The following is a 21591-nucleotide window of genomic DNA, read 5'->3' as shown; positions in this document are numbered from 1 at the left end:
AGCACTTGCATTAGGCGATGTCAAGAATGTTTCAGGAAAGTTTTCGCGGAAGCAGCCCTTTTTCATGCCGCCTCCGCGCAAAACCGCCTGTATAGCAGTCTTTTACTCTACTGTTGCCGTTTCAAGCTCTTTGGAGTCCTGATCTTCGGCGTTCGGATCATCGAACTTGACGCTGCGGTAACGGTTCATACCGGTACCTGCAGGGATCAATTTACCGATGATGACATTTTCTTTCAGGCCGAGCAGCTGGTCAACCTTGCCTTTGATCGCCGCATCGGTAAGAACGCGTGTCGTCTCTTGGAAGGATGCCGCGGACAAGAAGGAATCGGTCTCCAGGGAAGCCTTGGTGATACCGAGCAGAACCGGTTTAGCCACCGCAGGCTCTTTTCCGGACAGGATTGCTTCTTTGTTCGCTGCTTCATATTCATGAATGTCGGTGAATGATCCAGGAAGAAGCGGTGTATCTCCCGCATCGACGATACGGATTTTACGCAGCATCTGCTTGATCATGACTTCGACGTGCTTATCGTTGATTTCTACGCCCTGGTTACGGTATACGCGCTGTACTTCCTGCAGAATGTAGTTCTGCACCCCGCGGATGCCTTTAATGCGCAGCATTTCTTTCGGGTCGATGGAACCGTCTGTCAGCTCGTCGCCGGCTTCGATTTCCTGACCTTCGCTTACGCGCAGACGGGAACCGTAGGTAACGGAGTACACTTTCGTTTCCGCTTCACCTTGGACTTCGATTTCACGACGGTCTTTCGCTTCGCGGATTTCCTTCACGACGCCGTCGATTTCACTGATAGTTGCTTGACCTTTCGGATTCCGGGCTTCGAAAAGCTCCTGAATACGCGGAAGACCTTGGGTAATATCGTCCCCTGCGACACCACCGGTATGGAACGTACGCATGGTAAGCTGGGTTCCTGGTTCACCGATGGATTGCGCGGCGATGATGCCGACTGCTTCCCCGATTTCCACGAATTTGCCTGTGGCCAGGTTGCGTCCGTAGCACTTCTTACATACGCCGTGACGGGCACGGCAGCTGAGTACCGAACGGATTTGCAGTTTTGTTACGCCGGAGTTGACGATCAGGTTTGCTTTATCCGAATCGATCAGCTCGTTGCGGTTAACCAGAATTTCGTTGGTTTCCGGATGACGAACCGTCTCGAAGCAGTAGCGTCCTTCAATACGGTCATACAGATCCTCGATAACTTCTTTACCATCCTGAATCCGGCTGACGGTAAAGCCTTTATCGGTACCGCAGTCTTCTTCGCGGACGATAACATCCTGGGCAACGTCTACCAGACGGCGTGTCAGGTAACCGGAGTCCGCTGTACGCAGCGCGGTATCCGCCAGACCTTTACGGGCACCGTGCGTCGACAGGAAGTACTCGAGGACGGTCAGGCCTTCACGGAAGTTGGATTTGATCGGGAGTTCGATAATCCGGCCGGATGGGTTCGCCATCAGACCCCGCATGCCGCCGAGCTGAGTAATCTGCGATTTGTTACCCCGTGCTTTGGAATCAACCATGAGCATGATGGAGTTAAAGCGGTCCATGGATTTCATCAGGATGTCCGTAATGTCATCCTTCGCCTTGGACCAAATATCGATAACGCGGTCGTACCGTTCTTCGTTCGTAATCAAGCCGCGGCGGTATTGGTTTGTAACGACTGCAACCTTCTCGTCGGATTCCTTCAGGATCGCCTGTTTCTCATCAGGAACGATAACGTCGGATACCGCAACGGTTACGCCGGCACGCGTCGAATACGTGAAGCCGAGCTGCTTGATTTTGTCCAGAATAACGGAAGTTTCCGTCGTGTGGTAAATCTCGAAGCAGCGGGCAATGATTTGACCCAGATACTCTTTACCAACAGCGCTGCTTATAGGCAGGTCGTACATGCGCTCGCGGATGTCCGCGCCTTTTTCATAGACGAAATATTTTTCCGGCGTTCCGTTGAACAGATTGTCGCGGGTTGCTTCGTTAATGTACGGGAAGCTGCTCGGAAAAATTTCGTTGAAAATGATGCGTCCGACGGTCGTCAAGAGCATTGCGTCCTGCTGCTTGTCGGTAAAGCTCGTTTTACCAAGCGCTTTTACCGGAATGGCTACCCGTGCATGCAGACCTGCGGTTCCGCGTTGGTAAGCCGATACGGCTTCGTTCACGGAGCTCAGGATCATACCGGAACCTTTCTCTTCCTTGTTGTCCATGGTCAGATAGAAAGATCCGAGAACCATATCCTGCGAAGGAGTTACGACAGGTTTACCGTCTTTAGGGTTCAAAATGTTGCCGGAGGCCAGCATGAGGATACGGGCTTCAGCCTGTGCCTCAGCGGACAGCGGAACGTGAACCGCCATCTGGTCACCGTCGAAGTCGGCGTTGTAAGCCGTACATACGAGCGGATGCAGACGGATCGCGTGACCTTCCACCAGGATCGGTTCAAACGCCTGGATACCGAGACGGTGAAGCGTAGGGGCACGGTTCAGCAGAACCGGATGCTCTTTAATGACTTCTTCGAGAACGTCCCAGACTTCCGGACTCACGCGCTCAACCTTACGTTTGGCGCTCTTAATGTTATGGGCGAGGCCCTTGTTTACAAGTTCTTTCATGACAAACGGCTTGAACAGTTCCAGCGCCATTTTCTTCGGCAGACCGCACTGATACATTTTCAGGTACGGACCAACGACGATAACGGAACGGCCGGAATAGTCAACACGTTTACCGAGCAGGTTTTGCCGGAAACGTCCTTGCTTACCTTTCAGCATGTGGCTGAGGGATTTCAGCGGACGGTTGCCTGGTCCAGTAACCGGACGGCCGCGGCGGCCGTTGTCGATCAGGGCGTCAACCGCTTCCTGCAGCATCCGTTTTTCGTTCTGAACGATGATATCCGGAGCTCCCAGGTCAAGCAGACGCTTCAAGCGGTTGTTCCGGTTGATCACGCGGCGGTACAGGTCGTTCAGGTCAGACGTTGCAAAACGTCCGCCGTCCAGCTGTACCATCGGGCGCAGTTCCGGAGGGATAACCGGCAATACGTCCATGATCATCCACTCTGGCTTGTTGCCGGAGTTGCGGAAAGCCTCGATGACTTCCAGACGCTTGATCGCACGGTTACGGCGTTGGCCTTGAGCCGTGCGCAGCTCTTCCTTCAGAAACTCGAGTTCCTTTTCGATATCGAGATCCTGCAGCAGCTTCTTGATCGCTTCAGCACCCATGCCCGCTTGGAAACCGTAGCCGTATTTTTCACGGTAGCTGCGGTATTCTTTCTCGGACAGGAGCTGTTTCTTCTCCAGAGGCGTATCTCCAGGGTCGGTTACTACATAAGATGCAAAGTAAATGATCTCTTCCAGAGATCTTGGCGACATATCCAAAGCGAGACCCATACGGCTCGGAATACCTTTAAAGTACCAGATATGGGATACAGGAGCTGCCAGCTCAATATGACCCATCCGTTCGCGGCGCACCTTCGCGCGGGTAACTTCTACGCCGCAGCGATCGCAGACTACGCCTTTGTAACGGACACGCTTATATTTGCCGCAATGGCATTCCCAGTCTTTTTGCGGTCCAAAAATCCGTTCGCAGAACAGGCCTTCTTTCTCCGGTTTGAGCGTACGGTAATTGATGGTTTCCGGCTTTTTCACTTCTCCGCGGGACCATGAACGAATTTTCTCCGGGGATGCAAGCCCGATCTTCATGAATTCGAAATTGTTAACGTCCAACAAGGAGCAACCCTCCTTAACCTAGTCCTAATGATTTGAACCGTGAATGAGGACGGACGGTATTCCCGCCCGCCTTCACACGGTCTTTATTCCACTCCGACTTCTTCGCCTTCCAGGTTGAGGCTCAGCTTATCGCCGGCTGCCTCGTCTTCATCATCGAGCTCTTTCATCTCGATCTCCTGCTCGTCACCGCTCAGGATCTTAACATCCATACCGAGGGATTGAAGCTCTTTGATCAGAACCTTGAACGATTCAGGAACACCCGGTTCCGGAACGTTCTCGCCTTTAACGATGGACTCGTAGGTTTTCACCCGGCCGACCACATCGTCGGATTTGACGGTCAGGATCTCTTGCAGTGTATATGCGGCGCCGTATGCTTCCAGCGCCCAAACTTCCATCTCACCGAAGCGCTGTCCGCCGAACTGGGCTTTACCACCCAGAGGCTGCTGCGTAACGAGCGAGTATGGTCCAGTTGAACGAGCATGGATTTTATCGTCAACCATGTGGGCCAGCTTGATCATGTGCATGACGCCGACGGTAACTTCACGTTCGAACATCTCGCCCGTGCGGCCGTCGTACAGACGCGTCTTACCGTTGCGCTGCATGCCGGCTTCTTCCATGGTGTCAAATACGTCATATTCATTGGCACCGTCGAATACCGGCGTAGCCACGTGAATACCAAGACGCATGGCCGCAAAGCCCAAGTGGACTTCCAGAACCTGCCCGATATTCATCCGGGAAGGTACCCCCAGCGGGTTCAGTACGACCTGAACAGGCGTACCGTCCGGCAGGAACGGCATATCTTCTTCCGGCAGAATGCGGGCCACGACCCCTTTGTTACCGTGACGTCCGGCCATTTTGTCACCTTCAGAAATCTTACGCTTCTGAGCGATGTACACCCGAACCAGTTGGTTTACACCAGGAGGCAGCTCGTCGCCGTTCTCACGGGTAAACACTTTAACGTCCACGATAATCCCGTCACTACCATGCGGTACGCGCAGGGAGGTGTCGCGCACTTCACGCGCCTTCTCACCGAAGATGGCGTGCAGCAGTCGCTCTTCCGCCGTCAGCTCCGTTACGCCTTTCGGTGTAACTTTACCGACGAGAATGTCGCCGGCGCTGATTTCGGCACCGATCCGGATAATGCCGCGCTCGTCGAGGTTCTTGAGAGCTTCCTCGCCGACGTTCGGAATATCGCGGGTAATTTCTTCCGGTCCGAGCTTGGTGTCGCGCGCTTCGGATTCGTATTCCTCGATGTGAATCGAAGTGTACACATCTTCCTTCACCAGCTTCTCGCTGAGGAGGATGGCATCCTCGTAGTTATAACCTTCCCAGGTCATGAATGCTACGACAACGTTACGTCCAAGAGCCAACTCGCCCATTTCCGTCGAAGGTCCGTCCGCGAGGATGTCGCCCTTCTTGATGACGTCGCCTCTCTTCACGATCGGGCGCTGGTTGATGCATGTGCCTTGGTTCGAACGCATAAATTTGTGTAATTTATGTTTAACGATGTCGCCTTTGACTTCTTTGCCGTCCACGGTCTCGATGCGGCGCACCCAGATTTCGTTGGCGGAAGAACGTTCAACTACACCGTCATATTTGGAAACGATACATACTCCGGAATCCTTCGCAGACTTGTGTTCCATTCCTGTACCAACCAGCGGAGCTTTAGGTACGAGAAGCGGCACAGCCTGACGCTGCATGTTCGATCCCATCAGGGCGCGGTTGGAGTCATCGTTCTCGAGGAACGGAATGAGCGCCGTTGCGACCGATACGACCTGTTTCGGCGAAACGTCCATGTAGTCCACGCGATCGCTCGGCATCGGCAAGATGTTGTCGGACTGCTTGTTGTAACGGACGATAACCATATCCTCCGCGAACGTGCCGTCTTCATTCAGCTTCGCGTTTGCCTGTGCGACCACATAGTTGTCTTCCTCGTCAGCTGTCAGGTAGTCGATCTGGTCGGTTACAACACCCGTCTTCGGATCGACCCAACGGTACGGAGCTTCGATAAAGCCGTATTCGTTGATCCGTGCGAACGTAGACAACGAGTTGATCAAGCCGATGTTCGGACCTTCCGGCGTCTCGATTGGACACATCCGGCCGTAGTGACTGTGATGGACGTCACGAACTTCAAAGCCCGCGCGCTCACGCGTCAAACCGCCGGGTCCGAGTGCAGACAGACGGCGTTTGTGCGTCAGTTCAGCAAGCGGGTTGGTCTGGTCCATAAACTGGGACAGCTGGGAGCTTCCGAAGAACTCTTTGATCGACGCGATAACCGGTCGAATGTTGATCAGGGCTTGCGGCGTGATGACATTCGCATCCTGGATGGACATTCTTTCGCGTACGACACGTTCCATACGGGACAGACCGATACGGAACTGGTTCTGCAGCAATTCACCGACCGAACGCAGACGACGGTTACCAAGGTGGTCGATATCGTCCGTGTCGCCGATGCCATGCAGCAGGTTAATAAAGTAGCTGATCGAGGAAATAATATCAGCAGGCGTAATATGTTTAACCGATTTATCAATATTACCGTTCGCAATCACTTTAACGACCTTGCCGTCTTCGATCGGGGAGAATACGTCGATGCTCTGCATCGGAATGTCATCGGCATCAAGCACACCATTGGCAACATGGTACGTCTTGTGTCCGACATTCTTCTCCAGGTGCGGCAGGATTTCGTCAAGGAGACGGCGGTCCACCATTTGTCCGGCTTCGGCAATGATCTCACCGGTATCGGTATCGATCAGTGATTCAGCAAGACGCTGGTTGAACAGACGGTTTTTGATATGCAGCTTTTTATTGATTTTATAGCGGCCGACATTGGCCAGGTCATAACGCTTTGGATCAAAGAAGCGCGCTACCAGCAAGCTCTTCGCATTGTCGAGGGTAGGCGGCTCGCCCGGACGGAGGCGTTCGTAAATTTCGATGAGCGCTTTTTCCGTGGAATCGGTGTTGTCTTTGTCCAGCGTGTTGCGGATGTATTCGTCGTTGCCGAGCAGGTCCAAAATTTCGGCGTCGCTGCCGAAACCAAGCGCCCGCAGCAAAACGGTAACCGGGATTTTACGGGTACGGTCGATCCGGACATACATGATGTCCTTTGCATCCGTCTCCAGTTCAAGCCAGGCACCACGGTTTGGAATCACTGTTGCAGTGTAGGTTTTCTTACCGTTCTTATCGACTTTCGTGCTGAAATAGACGCTAGGAGAGCGTACCAACTGGCTGACAATGACCCGTTCTGCACCGTTGATAATAAATGTACCGGTCTCCGTCATCAGCGGGAAATCTCCCATGAATACTTCCTGTTCTTTGACTTCTCCGGTTTCTTTGTTGATGAGCCGTACTTTCACCCGAAGCGGCGCCGCATACGTCACGTCACGCTCTTTCGCGTCATCGACGGTGTATTTGGGTTCGCCCAGGCTGTAGTCGATGAACTCCAGCACCAAATTGCCCGTAAAATCCTGAATTGGCGAGATATCCTGGAACATTTCGCGCAATCCTTCCTCCAAAAACCATTCATATGATTTCTGTTGGATTTCGATCAGGTTCGGAATCTCAAGTACTTCATTAATTCGTGCATAACTTCGCCGAGTGCGTCGACCATACTGAACAAGATGTCCTGCCAACTTTAACTCACCCCTCATGTCTACTCACTTTAAAAATTGATTGCGAACCTCTGTTTGGAACCTTATAATGGATTCATGCAGAGGATTCATCCACAAATAAAGAAAAGCCCTTACCCGAATGCTTTCGAACAAAGAGCAACTTATCCATGGTCTTGCCTTCTAAACATAGAAGTGACTTCATATCCAGTAGATTTGCCCAAAATGTACATATTATACGTGGACATGCCCTATTTTATGCATATCTCCGCATAAAAACTTTTGACATTTCAGCCAACTAAAGACAAGAAGCCTATCCTAATACTGACATTTTATAATAATATCACACATGATTTTTCAAGTCAATAGTCCTATTGCATATTATTGAAAAGATTTTGTAGCCTTAAAAATCCGGTACCCTTTATCTTTGGTGACTTCCTCCACCTGTGCGAACAAGCTCTCCAGCTTCGCCTTTGCCGATGGTGCCCCCTGCTTCTTCTGAATCACGATCCACAAGGTTCCACCTTCACGAAGATGCTCATACGCCTGCTCGAAAATCCGATGCACCGTTTCCTTGCCCGCACGAATCGGCGGATTGGTCAGGATGACATCGAAAGCTTTCCCTTCTACCTGCTGCAGCAGATCGCTCTCCAGAATCGTCACGTTCGTAATTCCGTTCAGCCTGGCGTTTTCCTTGGCGAGTTCCACTGCACGGCTGTTCACATCCAGCATCGTCACATGCCCATCCCCGGCCAGTCTTGCCGCCACCAGTCCGATAGGACCGTACCCGCAGCCCACATCCAGAACCTCGGCCCCCTGCGGAATATCCATCGCTTCGATCAGTACCTTGCTGCCAAAATCAATTCCCTTCTTGGAAAACACCCCGGCATCGCTCGTGAACTTGTAGACTGCACCCCGCAGTCGCTCTTCCAGACTCCGCCGGTCATGTCCGGCTTCGGGCTGGTTGGAATAGTAATGCTGTGACATGCTTTCCCTCCGAATCCTTGGTTTCATTACACAGGATCCCCTGGTTCTAGTCGTTTAGTCACAAGGGATGCGGTTTTACAAAAACAAACCCCTTGAATGATCAAGGGGTTTGCTATGTGCTTCAACTGAGAAGGAATTACTTCACTTCTACAGTAGCGCCTGCTTCTTCCAATTTAGCTTTAACGGATTCAGCTTCTTCTTTACCCACTTTTTCTTTCAGTGGTTTTGGAGCGTTGTCAACGAGTTCTTTAGCTTCTTTCAAGCCAAGACCTGTGATTTCGCGAACGGCTTTGATAACGTTGATTTTGGAAGCACCAGCGTTAGCCAGGATTACGTCGAATTCAGTTTGCTCAGCAGCTTCAGCTGCGCCAGCGCCGCCGCCAACTACAGCTACTGGAGCTGCAGCAGTTACGCCGAATTCTTCTTCGATTGCTTTAACCAGGTCGTTCAGTTCCAAAACAGTCATACCTTTGATTGATTCCAAGATTTGCTCTTTACTCATGGTTGAACCTCCATTTTATAATAAAATTATTTTTTGTTTACTTTTAAGCTGTCAGAACGGGAAGCTTACGCTCCTTGTTCTTCTTTCTCAGCCACAGCCTTAACTGCAAGCGCGAAGTTGCGAACTGGAGCTTGAAGCACGCTGAGGAGCATGGAAAGGAGACCTTCGCGGGATGGCAGTTCTGCCAACGCCTTGATTTGGTCAACGCCGACTACACGGCCTTCAACCACGGCACCTTTCAGTTTCAAAGCTTCGTTCTTCTTAGCAAAATCGTTAAGGATTTTAGCTGGTGCTACGGCGTCTTCTGCACTGAATGCGATAGCTGTTGGACCGGTCAATACTTCGTCCAGTTCAGTCAGCTCAGCAGCGGCAGTCGCACGGCGCAGCAAAGTGTTCTTCAACACTTGGAATTCAACACCCGCTTCGCGAAGCTGCTTACGCAGTTCGGTAGCTTGGGCAACGTTCAATCCGCGGTAGTCGGCCACTACTGTCGTTGCACTTTCGCGCAATTTCGCAGTTACCGCATCTACAGCTTCTTGTTTCGCTTGAATCACTTTTGCGTTTGCCAATGTCTACACCTCCTGAAAGTTTCAATGACTGTCCAGCCGGACTTGCCGGCCGCCAGTTCGATCTACGTCGGAGTCCGCTTCGAGTCTGAGTACTCTTGGCTTCTCCGATTTCATAGGCAAGTAAAAAGCCTCCGTAGATTTACGAAGGCCTGATGAATGATGATTGTCCGGGCAAAGCGCAGGAAAATCATATATATTCTATCACAACACCTCGGTAGGAAATTAAGCCCTTAGGCACCTACTGTCTACGGTAAGCATATTCAACTTTAGTGGTCGGTCACAAGGACCTAAACAACAACTTTTATATAGTAACAGATAACTCAGAACGAGTCAACGATAACTTATTTAAAGGTTGCTGTATTCACGCGTGCGCTTGGTCCCATCGTCGAGGATACGGCGATCCCCTTCAGATAAACACCTTTTGCAGCAGCTGGTTTAGCACGGTTGAGTGCGTCGATGAGAGATTTGAGGTTCTCATTCAGTTTGGCCGCATCAAAAGATACTTTACCGATCGGTGCGTGAATTTGACCTGCTTTGTCCAGACGGTATTCGATTTTACCGGCTTTGATTTCTTGAACAGCCTTGGCAACATCGAACGTAACTGTTCCTGCTTTAGGGTTAGGCATAAGGCCTTTACCACCGAGCAGACGACCCAGTTTACCGACTTCGCTCATCATATCAGGTGTAGCGACGCAGACGTCGAATTCGAACCAGCCTTGTTGGATCTTGTTGATCATGTCTTGATCGCCAACAAAATCTGCGCCAGCCGCTTCCGCTTCCTTCGCTTTGTCACCTTTCGCAAATACCAATACGCGTTGTGTTTTACCCGTGCCATGAGGCAGGACAACAACACCACGAACGGCTTGGTCTTGTTTACGTGGGTCAACGCCCAAACGAACTGCAACTTCAACGGTTTCGTCGAACTTGGCAGTCGCAGCCTTTTTCACAAGCTCTACAGCTTCTGCTGGCTCGTATACTGCTTCGCTGTCGATCAGCTTGGCAGCTTCAACATACTTCTTACCATGTTTAGCCATGTTTGTTCCTCCTTTGTGGTTTTAGCGGATATTCCTCCCACATGTGCCGGCCTCATAGGCCGGGTGTCGCAAGAAAAACCGGATTAGTCTTCGATTGTGATACCCATGCTGCGCGCAGTACCTTCAACCATACGCATAGCTGCTTCAACGGAAGCTGCGTTCAGGTCAGGCATTTTTTGCTCAGCGATTTCACGGACAGTGCTGCGTTTAACGGTAGCGACTTTCTTCTTGTTAGGTTCGCCGGACCCCTTCTCGATTTTGGCAGCTACGCGAAGCAGAACTGCAGCCGGTGGAGTTTTGGTAATGAACGTAAAGGAACGATCCTCAAATACCGAAATTTCAACCGGAATGATCAGACCAGCTTGATCAGCGGTACGAGCGTTGAATTCTTTACAGAATGCCATGATGTTGACACCTGCTTGACCCAATGCTGGACCTACTGGCGGCGCCGGATTCGCTTTACCTGCAGGGATTTGCAGTTTAACAACCTTGATTACCTTCTTTGCCATGTAAGACACCTCCTTCAAAAGTGGTTAGCGGGCCTCGAGGCCCTCCCACAAGAAACCTGAAGAACATTATATCTTCTCCACCTGAGTATAATCCAGCTCAAGCGGGGTTTCCCGTCCAAACATGTTGACGTGTACCTTCAGCTTGCTCTTGTCGACGAGAATTTCTTCTACCGAGCCAACAAAATTCGCAAAAGGACCAACTTTGATACGTACGGATTCTTTAATATCGAATTCGATCTTCGGCTTCGGCTCTTCCATACCCATATGCTTCAGAATCTGTTCCACTTCTTCCGGAAGCAAAGGCGTCGGCTTGGAACCCGAACCCGTCGAACCGACAAATCCCGTAACCCCTGGCGTATTGCGTACAACGTACCAGGAATCGTCAGTCTGGATCATTTCCACCAAGACATATCCGGGGTAAACCTTTCTCATGACGACCTTTTTCTTGCCGTCCTTGTTTACCACTTCTTCTTCCATCGGAACAAGAACGCGGAAAATCTTGTCTTCCATGCCCATGGACTCAACGCGTTTTTCCAAATTGGCTTTGACCTTATTCTCATACCCAGAGTAGGTATGAACTACGTACCATCTTTTTTCCATATCAAGCCACCCGGGACCCTTCTTAAATAATCGCTTCGATCACAGCGGAAATGCCGATATCTAGAACCCAAAAATAAATCGTGACGATCGCAATGGTGCCAAGTACGATAAGCGTGTAATTCGTCAACTCTTTACGATTAGGCCAGCGAACTTTTTTAAGTTCCGCCCAGCTTTCAGAGAAAAAGGAAAACAGAGACTTGAAACCTTTCACGCCGACTACACCTCCAAAAAACTATCTGGTTTCGCGATGAGGAGTTTGCTCGTTACAAAACTTGCAAAATTTCTTCATCTCCATGCGGTCGGGGTGATTTCGCTTGTTTTTGGTAGTCGTATAGTTTCTTTGTTTGCAATTCGTACAAGCCAAAGTGATAATTACCCGCATGCTGTGCACCTCCCGAAGACGTCCTTCTATTTCAGAAGAGTCAATATTGATCCCTAGTAGGAAACAGCCTAAACTTTTCATCGCTGAAAAGAAAAAAAACCGTTCCTGCGAAATGAACGATTAAGCTCGTGCCGAAGCCTTTGCTCTCTCATTCATTAAAACACGCGAATTTAGGCCTACCTAAAACACTTTATCACAAGGGTCAAACCATGTCAACGAAAGAATGGCCTTGTCAATACGCGTTTAAAAACCACGATTCCCTGTCGTTTCAAGCCTTTTTTCTCATCATAAGCCGCCTGCATTCATTTACCAGTATGATTCATTCGTCCAGAGGTTAAACCTCGGCACTTCCGAGTGAATAAAAAAAGACTCCTTACGAGCCTTTCTTCACCTTAGCGTCTGTTCAATTGTCGCGAACTTCCAAATATCTCTCCAGCTTGCGCTTGACCCGCTGCAGAGCATTATCGATCGATTTCACATGCCGTTTCAAATCCACCGCAATTTCCTGATAGGAGCGGCCGTCCAAATACAGCATCAGCACTTTGCGCTCCAAGTCGCTCAGAATCTCGGACATCTTGTCCTCGAGTCCGACGAACTCTTCCTGGTTAATAATCAGCTCTTCCGGATCGCATCCCTGCGAGCCGCAAATCACGTCAAGCAGCGTACGGTCGGAGTCCTCATCATAGATAGGCTTGTCCAATGACACGTAAGAATTCAGCGGGATATGCTTCTGTCTCGTCGCGGTCTTGATCGCCGTAATGATCTGCCTCGTAATGCACAGCTCGGCAAAAGCCTTGAACGAGGACTGCTTGTCCCCTCTGAAATCACGGATCGATTTGTATAAACCGATCATGCCTTCCTGGATGATATCCTCGCGGTCGGCGCCGATCAGAAAATAAGATCTGGCTTTGGCCCGCACGAAATTCCGGTACTTGTTAATCAAGTACTCCAGCGCTTCACTGTCACCTTCGCGGAAATATTCGACTACGTCCTCATCCGTCTTGTAATCATAATCAGATAACATTAACTCTTTAAGGTCGACGCTCACCAAGAAACCCCCCGGCTGCAACGCAAGGTACCCGTTACTCGTGAAATATACGAACAGTATAAATGATGCTCTCCAAGCCGTCAACCACGGATTATCCAAAAAAGAACAGCGATAGCAAAATTGTCAAGAGCTGCAAATTTGTCATTTCATACAAAAGTTGGCTATTCCCGCCGCCATCGTTCGAAGATTTCGCGGATGTCCGGCGACAGCTTGCTGTCCAGCGTATTGCGCGTCGATCTGGCCTGATCTTCCTTGATCCGCTTCTGGATCATCTGCTCGCTGTTCTCCACTTCGATCAGCAGCTCCCGGGCGGACAAGCGAAGCGCTCCCCGCGCGAAGATGACATGCTGTTCGATCAAATCGCTGGTCGCCACATAAATCTGCCTGCTTCGCCGGGTCAGCTCTCCAACAAGACGCTCAATGCATTCGTCCGCCGTCTCCTTCTCCTTCGTAAAGTACACCTGGACCTTGCTCTGCGAAAAGGATTTGCCCAGACCCGGCACCCGGTAGGCGTCAAATACCGCGATCACTTTTCTTCCGGAAAAAGCCTGGTAATCGGCCAGCCTGGCCAGCAGCTCGTCCCTGGCCTCCTGCATGCTGATCTGCGACAGCTCTGCAAGGGACGGCCATCCGCCGATCATGTTATAGCCATCGACCAGAAGCACATCGCGCAAAGCCGCCATTCCGGCTAACCTTGGGTGCGGCGCCGGCGCAGAACTTCGTACATCACGACTCCCGCGGCCACGGAAGCGTTAAGCGAGTTGATTTGACCTTTCATGGGGAGTTTCACCAAAACATCGCATTTTTCGCGGATCAGTCTGCCCATGCCTTTCCCTTCGTTACCGATGACTACGGCGACGGGGCCGTCAAACACATTCGTGTCGTACATCTCGGAGGAAGCCGACACGTCGGTACCGACGACCCAAATCCCTCTCTCTTTCAGCTCCTCAATGGTCTGCCCCAGGTTCGTTACGCGTGCGACCGGGACGTATTCGGCGGCGCCGGCGGACGTCTTGGACACGGTCGCGGTAACCTGCGCCGACCGGCGTTTCGGCACGATTACCCCATGAACGCCGGTGCAGTCCGCGGTCCGGAGAATGGAGCCGAGGTTGTGCGGATCTTCGATCTCATCCAACAGCAAGATGAACGGCGCCTCCCCCTTGGCTTCCGCTGCCTGCAGGATGTCCTCCACTTCGGCGTAGGCATAAGGCGCCGCCTGCGCGACCACCCCTTGATGCTGCATGCCCGGCGCCATCTGGTCCAGCTTGCGCTTGTCCACCTGCTGAATGACGACGCCAAGCTTTTTGGCCTCGAAAATGATCGGCTGCGTCAGATGCTTTTGGGCATTTTCCGCAATCCATATTTTATTGATCGTCCGCCCGGATCGAAGCGCTTCGGTGACCGAATGCTTCCCGGCAATGATTTCTTCCTCCATCGATTTTCCTCCTGATTCTTATTGCCTGTGATGGCCTGCCATCTTATTTCTTCTTGGGCAGCTGCTCTATGAACTTGATCCCCGTGTCGATTAACTCCTGCATGCGCCCGAACTGCCCGGTATAGTACAAGTATCCGATCAGGGACTCGAAAGCGGTGGCATGCCGGTATTCCAGCACGTCGGCATTTTTCGGAATGGTGCCCGACTTGGCGTTGCGGCCTTGGCGGACTACGTCGCGCTCCTCTTCAGTCAGCATCTCCTCCAGCGCGCCGATAATCCGGCTCTGGGCCTTGGCCGAGACAAGTCCGGTCGCCGAACGGTGCAGCTGATTGGGCCGCAGATTCGTCTTGGAGATCAAATATTGGCGGATGGCCACCTCATAGATAGCATCGCCAATATAAGCCAAGACGATCGGCGGAATCAGCCGGGCCGGCTTGGATGGCGGGTAGCTGAACATCCAGCTTCCCGCACTTTCCGGCAGCAGTTCGTTGCCGTCCGCCCCGCTCATTTGCGGCGCCAGCGCATGCCCTGCGCCGTATCCTCCAGCAGAATTCCCTTGGCCGCGAGCTCGTCGCGGATTTCATCCGCGCGGCCCCAGTTTTTGTTCTTCCGGGCTTCGGCACGCTCGGCGATCAGCTGCTCCACTTCCTCGTCCAGAAGCTCGGCCTTTTCCTCGAAATAGAGCCGCAGCACCGCGTTCAATTCGTCAAAAGCCGCCAGCATCGCCCGCAGTTCCGCAGGGTTCGCCACAGGCTCCTGAAGCAGCAGATTGGCTTCGCTCACCCATTCGAATACGGAGGTAATCGCATCCGGCGTATTGAAATCATCGTTCATTTTTTCATAGTAGGAAGCGAGAATCGCATCCAGCTTCTGCTGCACGGATTCGCGGACCGGACCGTTTCCGTCCGGAGCCACCGTATCCAGGCGGTGCTTCATATTCGTGACGGCGTTGGCGATCCGCTCCACGCTGTTCATCGCCTGATCCATCGTCTCGCTGTTGAAGTTGAGCGGATTGCGGTAATGCGTGGACAGCATGAAGTAGCGGATTGCTTCTTTTTTATATTGGGCGCGCAGATCTTTGACCAAAATGCCGTTTCCGAGCGATTTCGACATTTTCTCGTTATTGATCTTGATATACCCGTTATGCATCCAGTAGTTGGCCAGCGGCTTGCCGGTCAAAGCTTCCGACTGCGCAATTTCGCACTCGTGATGCGGAAACTGCAGGTCCTGTCCGCCTCCGTGGATATCCAACGTGTCGCCAAGGTAGCGGCGGGCCATGGCCGAGCATTCGATGTGCCAGCCAGGGCGGCCGTCGCCCCAAGGGCTTGCCCAGTAAATCTCTCCCGGCTTCGCGGCTTTCCAAAGCACGAAGTCTTCCGGGCTTTCCTTCCGCTCGTCGACGCCGATCCGGATGCCGAACTGCAGCTCCTCCAGCTTCTGATGCGAAAGCTTGCCGTAACCCGCAAATTTGCCGGTCCGGTAGAAGACGTCGCCCCCTTTTTCGTAAGCGAAGCCTTCGTCTTCCAGCTCCTTGATAAAGGCGATGATGTTATCCATGTTCTCCGTCACCCGCGGGTTGATCGTCGCCTTATGAATGCCCAGCCCGTCGAGGTCTTCGTAGTACGCTTTAATAAACGTATCCGCCACCACCGGCACGGTGCTGTTCATCTGCTCGGCCTTGCGGATCAGCTTGTCGTCCACGTCCGTGAAGTTCACCACGTAATTGACTTCGTTGCCGATCTGCTCCAGATACGCGCGAACGACGTCGAAAAAGATCATCGGACGCGCATTCCCGATATGAATGTAGTCGTATACGGTCGGACCGCACACGTACATGTTCACCTTTCCCGGCTGCTTCGCCACAAACTCTTCTTTCGCCCGGATCATCGTATTATAAATTTGAAGGGACATATCCACATTTCCTTTCATCCATGAAATTCGCTGCTTCTTTATTTCGAACGTGCTCCAGCCGGGGTTTCCTCCTGCTGCAGCCGGTTGCTTTCCGTTTGTAGTCTTTCCAATTCACCGCGAAGCTGTTCGATCTCCTGCTGCATGCTGCGCAGCGAATCGACGATCGGGTCAGGCAGCTGGTGACTGAGGCGGTCCACCCGGCGCCCGTCCTGCTTCACGATTCTTCCCGGAATGCCCACCACCGTGCTGTTCGAGGGGACTTCCTTCAGAACGACCGAGTTGGCTCCGATGTTGCACTGGTCGCCGACCGTAAACGATCCCAGCACTTTCGCGCCGGACGCAATGACGACATTGTTGCCGATGGTCGGATGCCGTTTGCCTTTTTCCTTCCCGGTGCCCCCGAGGGTAACGCCCTGGTAAATGACGACGTCGTCCCCTATCTCACAAGTCTCCCCGATGACCACACCCATGCCATGGTCGATGAACAGGCGCTTGCCGATCTTCGCTCCGGGATGGATCTCGATCCCCGTCATGAAGCGGCTGACCTGGGAAATCACGCGCGCCAGCGTAAACCACCGGCGTTTGTACAGTGCATGCGCAACCCGATGAGCCCAGATGGCATGCAGCCCGGAATAGGTGAAAATGACCTCGAACAGACTTCTGGCCGCCGGATCATTCTCGAATACGGTTTGGATATCCGATTTCATGTGCTTGAACATATCCGTTCCCCTCTTTGCTTCTTCTGTTCTCCATCGTTTCGTGGAGGCACAACCCCTTCTCGTCCTGACAACAAAAGCGATCATCGACGCTTGTTCATCGAAGCCCAACACGCTCAGCGAAGATTCTTTCAACAAAAAACGCCCCTGCAGCATCATGCTGCAGAGACGTTATACGCGCGGTCCCACTCTGCTTGGGCCTTGCTGCTGACGTGCCCGCCGGTAATTCCGGCAGACTGCATCGCAAACGAAAAGCCCCACTTTCTGTCCTCATAACGGCGGACGTCCGGCACAGTCTAACGGGGGAGACCCTCCTCCGCTCATCCATGCAGCTCACAGGTGCATTTCCACTGCCGGCCAATAGGTAACTTCCAGCCTGAAGGGAAGCTTGCGCCTCCCTTGCGGTCACCCTCTCTGTCAATGGCGTGATCAATGTACTTCTCCTGATCTTCGCTGATCGCACATTGGATCATTCGGCACTCCCTGTAACAGCGGGGCCGAAATGATTTTGCTTGTAATTATAGCCGATAAGTCGTCTTACTGACAAGAAGTGTTTCAGGGAGCTTATGGGTTAGAATATGCTGTGATTACAAGAAAGAATCCACTTATGCTCCCTTAATTTGCGATTTCAGCCGCTCGATCACGCGTCCGCGGCCCAGCAGGAAGATCGTCTCGTTCAGATCGCGGCCATGCATCTGGCCGGTCAGCGCGACGCGGATCGGCATAAAGAGCTGCTTGCCTTTCACGCCGGTCTCCTTCTGAACCTCTTTAATAAGCGCGGCAATATGCGAAGCGGTATACTCCTCCGAGGCTTCGATCTTCGCCAGCAGCGCCGACAATACAGTAGGTACCTGCTCCTCAGCCAGCACCGGCAGGGCTTCCTGATCGATTTCCAGATGAGTGCGGAAGAACACCTCCGACAGATCGACAATATCCGATGCGGCTGTCATCTGTTCCTGATAGAGGGCGACCAGCTTGCGCGTCCATGCCTTCTGCTCCTCATCCAGTTCAGCCGGCAGGCGGCTCGCCCGCTGCAAGTGCGGAATCGCCAGCTCCGTAATCCGGTCGGTATCGGCATTCTTAATGTACGTATTGTTCAGATGAGCCAGCTTGTTCTGATCGAACACGGCCGGGCTCTTCGACAGACGGTCCGGATTGAAGATCTTGATCAGCTCTTCTCTGCTGTAAATCTCTTCTTCGCCTTCCGGAGACCAGCCCAGCAGGGCGATAAAATTCACCATCGCTTCCGGCAGGTAACCCAACTGGTCGTATTGCTCGATAAACTGGATGATCGATTCATCCCGCTTGCTGAGCTTCTTGTGGTTCTCATTCACGATCAGCGTCATATGACCGAACAGCGGCGGCTCCCAGCCGAACGCCTCGTAGATCATCAGCTGGCGCGGCGTGTTGGAAATATGGTCTTCCCCGCGCAGCACGTGGGAAATTTCCATCAGATGGTCGTCGAGCACCACCGCGAAGTTGTACGTCGGAATGCCGTCCTTTTTCACAATGACAAAGTCACCGGTGTCCTGGGTATTGAAAGAAATCGTGCCTTTGACCATATCGTTGAACGTGTACGTCTTATTATCCGGTACCCGGAAGCGAATGCTGGCCACCCGGCCTTCCGCTTCGAATGCCTGACACTGCTCAGGCGTCAAGTCACGGTGCTTGCCGGAATAGCGCGGCGTCTCGCCGCGGGCGATCTGCTCTTCCCGTTCCTTCTCCAGCTCTTCCTCGGTGCAATAGCAGCGGTAAGCCAAGCCGCGGTCCAGCAGGTCCTGCCAGTATTTCTTGTAAATGTCCAGGCGCTCAGTCTGGCGGTAAGGGCCATACGCCCCGCCCACATCAACGCTTTCGTCCCAGTCCATGCCAAGCCATTTCAAATACTTCAGCTGGCTTTCTTCGCCGCCTTCGATATTCCGCTTCACGTCCGTATCTTCGATTCGGATAATAAACTCTCCGCCCTGGTTACGGGCATACAAATAGTTAAACAGCGCCGTTCTGGCATTGCCAATATGTAAATGTCCGGTTGGACTCGGTGCATAACGTACGCGCACTTTGCTCATCCTGATCCCCTCCGTCATATCATTGATCAATAAAGTCCGTTCAGAAATACTTTACCCTATTCCAGCTTAAATCCTTCAAGATGATAGCACATCTTGGATCAAGCATACAACCGATTGGGCTGCAATGCCTTCTCCCCGACCGGTGAATCCGAGCTGCTCCGTCGTAGTTGCCTTCACGTTGACCTGTGACACGTCGGCATCCAGTGCCTTGGCGATGACTTCAGCCATCTGCGGAATATAAGGAGCCATTTTCGGACGCTGGGCGATAATGGTCGAATCGATGTTGCCCAGGCGGTACCCCCGCTCCTTGGCGAGGTCCCATACATGCAGCAGCAGCTTCAAACTGTCCGCGTCCTTGAATTCCGGATCCGTATCGGGAAAATGCTTGCCGATGTCCCCCAGCGCAAGCGCACCCAAAATCGCATCCGCAACGGCATGCAGCAGCACGTCCGCGTCGGAATGTCCCAGCAGCCCCTTCTCGTACGGAATCGTGACTCCGCCAATGATGCACGGCCTGCCCTCCACCAGCTGGTGAACGTCAAACCCTTGTCCTACACGTATCATCCCTTTTTCTCTCCCTTGCGTTTCTGCATAAATGCGGCGTACTCCAAATCTTCCGGCGTCGTAATTTTGATATTCGTATAGCTGCCTTCCACAACCGCCACGGGAATGCCCAGCCGCTCCACGAGCATGGAGTCGTCGGTGCCGGCGAAGCCGTCCGCTGCGGCGCGTTCATGAGCCCTTTTCAAATCGGAAAGACGAAAAGCCTGTGGGGTGTGAATGGCCCACAGACTCCGGCGATCAGGGGTCGCCAGAATCGTCCCCGAATCGTTCACCTGCTTGATGGTATCCTTCACCGGCACCGCCAGCACGGCCGCTCCTTCCTGGAGCGCCTTCCGGTAGCAGGCCTCAATGTGTTCAGGTTCCACGAACGGGCGAACCCCGTCATGAACCATTACCCATTCTGTGCCAATTTCCATCAAGCCGTTGTATACGGATTGTTGTCTTTCGCTTCCGCCGGCGATGACCTTGGTTACTTTACCAAGTCCGTAATCCCGGATCCACTGCTCGCAGCGCGGAATATCGTCCGCACCGGTGACCAGGACCACTTCTTTCACCAGCGGCATTTGTTCAAAAATGTCCAGCGTATGCATAATGATGGGCTTGTCTTCAAGCATAAGGTACTGCTTGCTTTCCTGCGTCCCCATCCGGGAGCCGCGGCCCGCGGATACCACAATGACGCCCACCTGATTCTCTGTGCCCAAGTCGATGCAAAGCCTCCTCAACAACTGACCGAAAAAGAGTATACCCCCATCATACCGCGTTTACTGGGCTTTTTCCAACAGTTTCGGTTTGGCGAAGATCATCCGCCCCGCGGAGGTCTGCAGCACGCTCGTTACCAGCACTTCCATCATATTGCCTATATAGTCGCGTCCGCCTTCAACCACAATCATGGTTCCGTCGTCGAGATAAGCCACTCCCTGGCCATGCTCTTTGCCGTCCTTGATCACCTGCACCATAATTTCTTCCCCCGGCAGGACGACCGGCTTCACGGCGTTGGCCAAATCGTTAATGTTCAGTACGGATACGCCTTGCAGCTCGCACACCTTGTTCAGGTTAAAATCATTGGTCACCACTTTGCCCTGCAGCACCTTGGCGAGCTTCACCAGCTTGCTGTCCACCTCGGAAATTTCTTCGAAATCCCCTTCATAGATCAGCACCCTGACGTCCAGTTCCTTCTGGATCTTGTTCAAAATATCGAGTCCTCTGCGTCCGCGGTTCCGCTTCAAGAGGTCCGAGGAATCCGCGATATGCTGAAGCTCTTCCAGTACGAATTCGGGAATGACGATCGTTCCTTCGATAAAACCGGTTTTGCAAATGTCCGCGATCCGGCCGTCGATGATGACGCTCGTATCGAGAATTTTATGCTCCTCAATCCGGCGTTCCTCCGGCAGCTCGCCCCGGCTCCATTTGCCGGAAGTCCACAGGGAAGCGAGCTCCTCTTTCTTTTCCAAGCCAATCCGAAGTCCCATATAACCGCACACAAACGTCACGCCGACAGCCAGTAAATCCCCGGCATGTCCAATCCAGGCAAGGCTGGGGTAGATTAATAGAGCCAGCAGCAGTCCTCCGATCAGACCCGACGCTCCGGCCGCCAGTTCATTCATCGGCGTGTTCGAGAACGAAGCGATAAACGAATGCAGACGATACGATACAGCTTGAGCACACAGGGAACCAATCAACATAAATAAAATTGCGCCAACCACAGCGAACATCAGGCTGCCCCACAGCGAATCATCAATTCCAATTCCAGGGAACGACCAGCCTGCTGCATGATGCAGCGAGTACCCGATCCATGCCCCGCATAATCCGGCAAATGCCGTGATCGATTTCCTCAGCATCAGTTCCCTCACCTCCTTAAATCCATATTTTTAATAGTTGCAGATTTCATTAGCAGTATGGTCCATTTTGCAGCAACCTAATCCTGTATATTCCAATTTTTATTGGAC

The 21591-nt window shown here is 52.5% G+C and carries 22 protein-coding genes and 1 other annotated feature; all 22 genes read right to left on the bottom strand.

The annotated features are described in order from the left end of the window. Positions 1 to 102: 102 nt before the first annotated feature. The 22 genes from rpoC to BCV73_RS31705 all read right to left on the bottom strand — a co-directional run bounded on the left by rpoC (position 103) and on the right by BCV73_RS31705 (position 21483). A complete protein-coding gene (rpoC, locus tag BCV73_RS31800) occupies positions 103 to 3717 on the bottom strand; it encodes a DNA-directed RNA polymerase subunit beta' (protein ID WP_076176729.1) in 3615 nt (1204 codons plus the stop codon). A gap of 83 nt (positions 3718 to 3800) precedes the next feature. After that, positions 3801 to 7346, bottom strand: coding sequence for a DNA-directed RNA polymerase subunit beta (gene rpoB / locus BCV73_RS31795; RefSeq protein WP_076176728.1), 3546 nt, complete (start codon positions 7344 to 7346; stop codon positions 3801 to 3803). Positions 7347 to 7703: 357 nt separating this feature from the next. Further along, positions 7704 to 8309 carry a class I SAM-dependent methyltransferase gene (locus BCV73_RS31790; RefSeq protein WP_089549795.1) on the bottom strand — a complete coding sequence of 202 codons (606 nt, stop codon included), beginning with the start codon at positions 8307 to 8309 and terminating at the stop codon, positions 7704 to 7706. 136 nt (positions 8310 to 8445) lie between these two features. Next, positions 8446 to 8811 (bottom strand): 50S ribosomal protein L7/L12, encoded by a 366-nt coding sequence (gene rplL, locus BCV73_RS31785; RefSeq protein ID WP_076176726.1) that lies wholly within the window; start codon positions 8809 to 8811, stop codon positions 8446 to 8448. A 65-nt stretch (positions 8812 to 8876) separates the two neighbouring features. Further along, positions 8877 to 9380 carry a 50S ribosomal protein L10 gene (gene rplJ, locus BCV73_RS31780; protein WP_076176725.1) on the bottom strand — a complete coding sequence of 168 codons (504 nt, stop codon included), beginning with the start codon at positions 9378 to 9380 and terminating at the stop codon, positions 8877 to 8879. 112 nt (positions 9381 to 9492) lie between these two features. Then, positions 9493 to 9649, bottom strand: a sequence feature (ribosomal protein L10 leader region). A 72-nt stretch (positions 9650 to 9721) separates the two neighbouring features. Then, positions 9722 to 10414 carry a 50S ribosomal protein L1 gene (gene rplA, locus BCV73_RS31775; RefSeq protein WP_076176724.1) on the bottom strand — a complete coding sequence of 231 codons (693 nt, stop codon included), beginning with the start codon at positions 10412 to 10414 and terminating at the stop codon, positions 9722 to 9724. Positions 10415 to 10497: 83 nt separating this feature from the next. After that, a complete protein-coding gene (gene rplK, locus BCV73_RS31770; protein WP_076176723.1) occupies positions 10498 to 10923 on the bottom strand; it encodes a 50S ribosomal protein L11 in 426 nt (141 codons plus the stop codon). A 66-nt stretch (positions 10924 to 10989) separates the two neighbouring features. Further along, positions 10990 to 11523, bottom strand: a complete 534-nt coding sequence (gene nusG / locus BCV73_RS31765; RefSeq protein WP_076176722.1) for a transcription termination/antitermination protein NusG — start codon at positions 11521 to 11523, stop codon at positions 10990 to 10992. Positions 11524 to 11545: 22 nt separating this feature from the next. Continuing rightward, positions 11546 to 11734, bottom strand: a complete 189-nt coding sequence (secE, locus tag BCV73_RS31760) for a preprotein translocase subunit SecE (RefSeq protein WP_076176721.1) — start codon at positions 11732 to 11734, stop codon at positions 11546 to 11548. 21 nt (positions 11735 to 11755) lie between these two features. After that, complete coding sequence (rpmG, locus tag BCV73_RS31755; protein WP_076176720.1) at positions 11756 to 11905, bottom strand: 50S ribosomal protein L33; 150 nt, start codon at positions 11903 to 11905, stop codon at positions 11756 to 11758. Between the two features lie 403 nt (positions 11906 to 12308). After that, complete coding sequence (gene sigH / locus BCV73_RS31750) at positions 12309 to 12953, bottom strand: RNA polymerase sporulation sigma factor SigH (protein ID WP_089549794.1); 645 nt, start codon at positions 12951 to 12953, stop codon at positions 12309 to 12311. 161 nt (positions 12954 to 13114) lie between these two features. Further along, positions 13115 to 13636 carry an NYN domain-containing protein gene (locus BCV73_RS31745; RefSeq protein WP_076176718.1) on the bottom strand — a complete coding sequence of 174 codons (522 nt, stop codon included), beginning with the start codon at positions 13634 to 13636 and terminating at the stop codon, positions 13115 to 13117. A 5-nt stretch (positions 13637 to 13641) separates the two neighbouring features. Next, on the bottom strand, positions 13642 to 14388 hold the full coding sequence (gene rlmB / locus BCV73_RS31740; RefSeq protein WP_089549793.1) for a 23S rRNA (guanosine(2251)-2'-O)-methyltransferase RlmB: 747 nt from the start codon (positions 14386 to 14388) through the stop codon (positions 13642 to 13644). A 43-nt stretch (positions 14389 to 14431) separates the two neighbouring features. Continuing rightward, the gene (locus tag BCV73_RS31735; protein ID WP_089549792.1) at positions 14432 to 14896 is read right to left on the bottom strand and encodes a Mini-ribonuclease 3; all 465 of its coding nucleotides are present in this window, start codon (positions 14894 to 14896) and stop codon (positions 14432 to 14434) included. Next, the gene (gene cysS, locus BCV73_RS31730; protein WP_089549791.1) at positions 14893 to 16299 is read right to left on the bottom strand and encodes a cysteine--tRNA ligase; all 1407 of its coding nucleotides are present in this window, start codon (positions 16297 to 16299) and stop codon (positions 14893 to 14895) included. Before cysS ends, BCV73_RS31735 begins: the two co-directional genes overlap by 4 nt. A 38-nt stretch (positions 16300 to 16337) precedes the next feature. Continuing rightward, positions 16338 to 17018 (bottom strand): serine O-acetyltransferase, encoded by a 681-nt coding sequence (gene cysE, locus BCV73_RS31725; RefSeq protein WP_089549790.1) that lies wholly within the window; start codon positions 17016 to 17018, stop codon positions 16338 to 16340. Between the two features lie 152 nt (positions 17019 to 17170). Beyond that, a complete protein-coding gene (locus BCV73_RS35515) occupies positions 17171 to 17308 on the bottom strand; it encodes a hypothetical protein (RefSeq protein WP_163883127.1) in 138 nt (45 codons plus the stop codon). 27 nt (positions 17309 to 17335) lie between these two features. Further along, positions 17336 to 17488 (bottom strand): hypothetical protein, encoded by a 153-nt coding sequence (locus BCV73_RS35270; protein ID WP_179232107.1) that lies wholly within the window; start codon positions 17486 to 17488, stop codon positions 17336 to 17338. Between the two features lie 132 nt (positions 17489 to 17620). After that, entirely contained in the window at positions 17621 to 19081 is a 1461-nt protein-coding gene (gltX, locus tag BCV73_RS31720) for a glutamate--tRNA ligase (RefSeq protein WP_089549789.1), read from the bottom strand. Positions 19082 to 19156: 75 nt separating this feature from the next. Then, a complete protein-coding gene (gene ispF / locus BCV73_RS31715) occupies positions 19157 to 19645 on the bottom strand; it encodes a 2-C-methyl-D-erythritol 2,4-cyclodiphosphate synthase (RefSeq protein ID WP_089549788.1) in 489 nt (162 codons plus the stop codon). Next, positions 19642 to 20352: a 2-C-methyl-D-erythritol 4-phosphate cytidylyltransferase gene (gene ispD / locus BCV73_RS31710; protein ID WP_373309649.1), complete on the bottom strand. Its 711-nt coding sequence runs from the start codon at positions 20350 to 20352 to the stop codon at positions 19642 to 19644. The genes ispF and ispD overlap by 4 nt, the downstream gene beginning before the upstream one ends. A 54-nt stretch (positions 20353 to 20406) precedes the next feature. Beyond that, positions 20407 to 21483 carry a PIN/TRAM domain-containing protein gene (locus tag BCV73_RS31705; protein WP_076176711.1) on the bottom strand — a complete coding sequence of 359 codons (1077 nt, stop codon included), beginning with the start codon at positions 21481 to 21483 and terminating at the stop codon, positions 20407 to 20409. Positions 21484 to 21591 lie beyond the last annotated feature (108 nt).

This window comes from Paenibacillus sp. SSG-1, from assembly GCF_002224835.1.
In the GTDB taxonomy this organism is placed as follows: Bacteria; Bacillota; Bacilli; order Paenibacillales; family Paenibacillaceae; genus Paenibacillus_AQ; species Paenibacillus_AQ favisporus.
This window is presented reverse-complemented; position numbering and strand designations above follow the sequence as displayed.

Coding starts and splice junctions, on each gene's coding strand:
- BCV73_RS31790 (WP_089549795.1), bottom strand. CDS start 8,309: ATGTCACAGCATTACTATTCCAACCAGCCCGAAGCCGGACATGACCGG.
- rpmG (WP_076176720.1), bottom strand. CDS start 11,905: ATGCGGGTAATTATCACTTTGGCTTGTACGAATTGCAAACAAAGAAAC.
- gltX (WP_089549789.1), bottom strand. CDS start 19,081: ATGAGCAAAGTGCGCGTACGTTATGCACCGAGTCCAACCGGACATTTA.
- nusG (WP_076176722.1), bottom strand. CDS start 11,523: ATGGAAAAAAGATGGTACGTAGTTCATACCTACTCTGGGTATGAGAAT.
- BCV73_RS31745 (WP_076176718.1), bottom strand. CDS start 13,636: ATGGCGGCTTTGCGCGATGTGCTTCTGGTCGATGGCTATAACATGATC.
- BCV73_RS35270 (WP_179232107.1), bottom strand. CDS start 17,488: ATGATCCAATGTGCGATCAGCGAAGATCAGGAGAAGTACATTGATCAC.
- rplK (WP_076176723.1), bottom strand. CDS start 10,923: ATGGCAAAGAAGGTAATCAAGGTTGTTAAACTGCAAATCCCTGCAGGT.
- rplA (WP_076176724.1), bottom strand. CDS start 10,414: ATGGCTAAACATGGTAAGAAGTATGTTGAAGCTGCCAAGCTGATCGAC.
- cysS (WP_089549791.1), bottom strand. CDS start 16,299: ATGTCCCTTCAAATTTATAATACGATGATCCGGGCGAAAGAAGAGTTT.
- rlmB (WP_089549793.1), bottom strand. CDS start 14,388: ATGGAGGAAGAAATCATTGCCGGGAAGCATTCGGTCACCGAAGCGCTT.
- ispF (WP_089549788.1), bottom strand. CDS start 19,645: ATGATACGTGTAGGACAAGGGTTTGACGTTCACCAGCTGGTGGAGGGC.
- cysE (WP_089549790.1), bottom strand. CDS start 17,018: ATGTTCAAGCACATGAAATCGGATATCCAAACCGTATTCGAGAATGAT.
- rplL (WP_076176726.1), bottom strand. CDS start 8,811: ATGAGTAAAGAGCAAATCTTGGAATCAATCAAAGGTATGACTGTTTTG.
- BCV73_RS31735 (WP_089549792.1), bottom strand. CDS start 14,896: ATGAGCGGGGCGGACGGCAACGAACTGCTGCCGGAAAGTGCGGGAAGC.
- BCV73_RS31705 (WP_076176711.1), bottom strand. CDS start 21,483: ATGCTGAGGAAATCGATCACGGCATTTGCCGGATTATGCGGGGCATGG.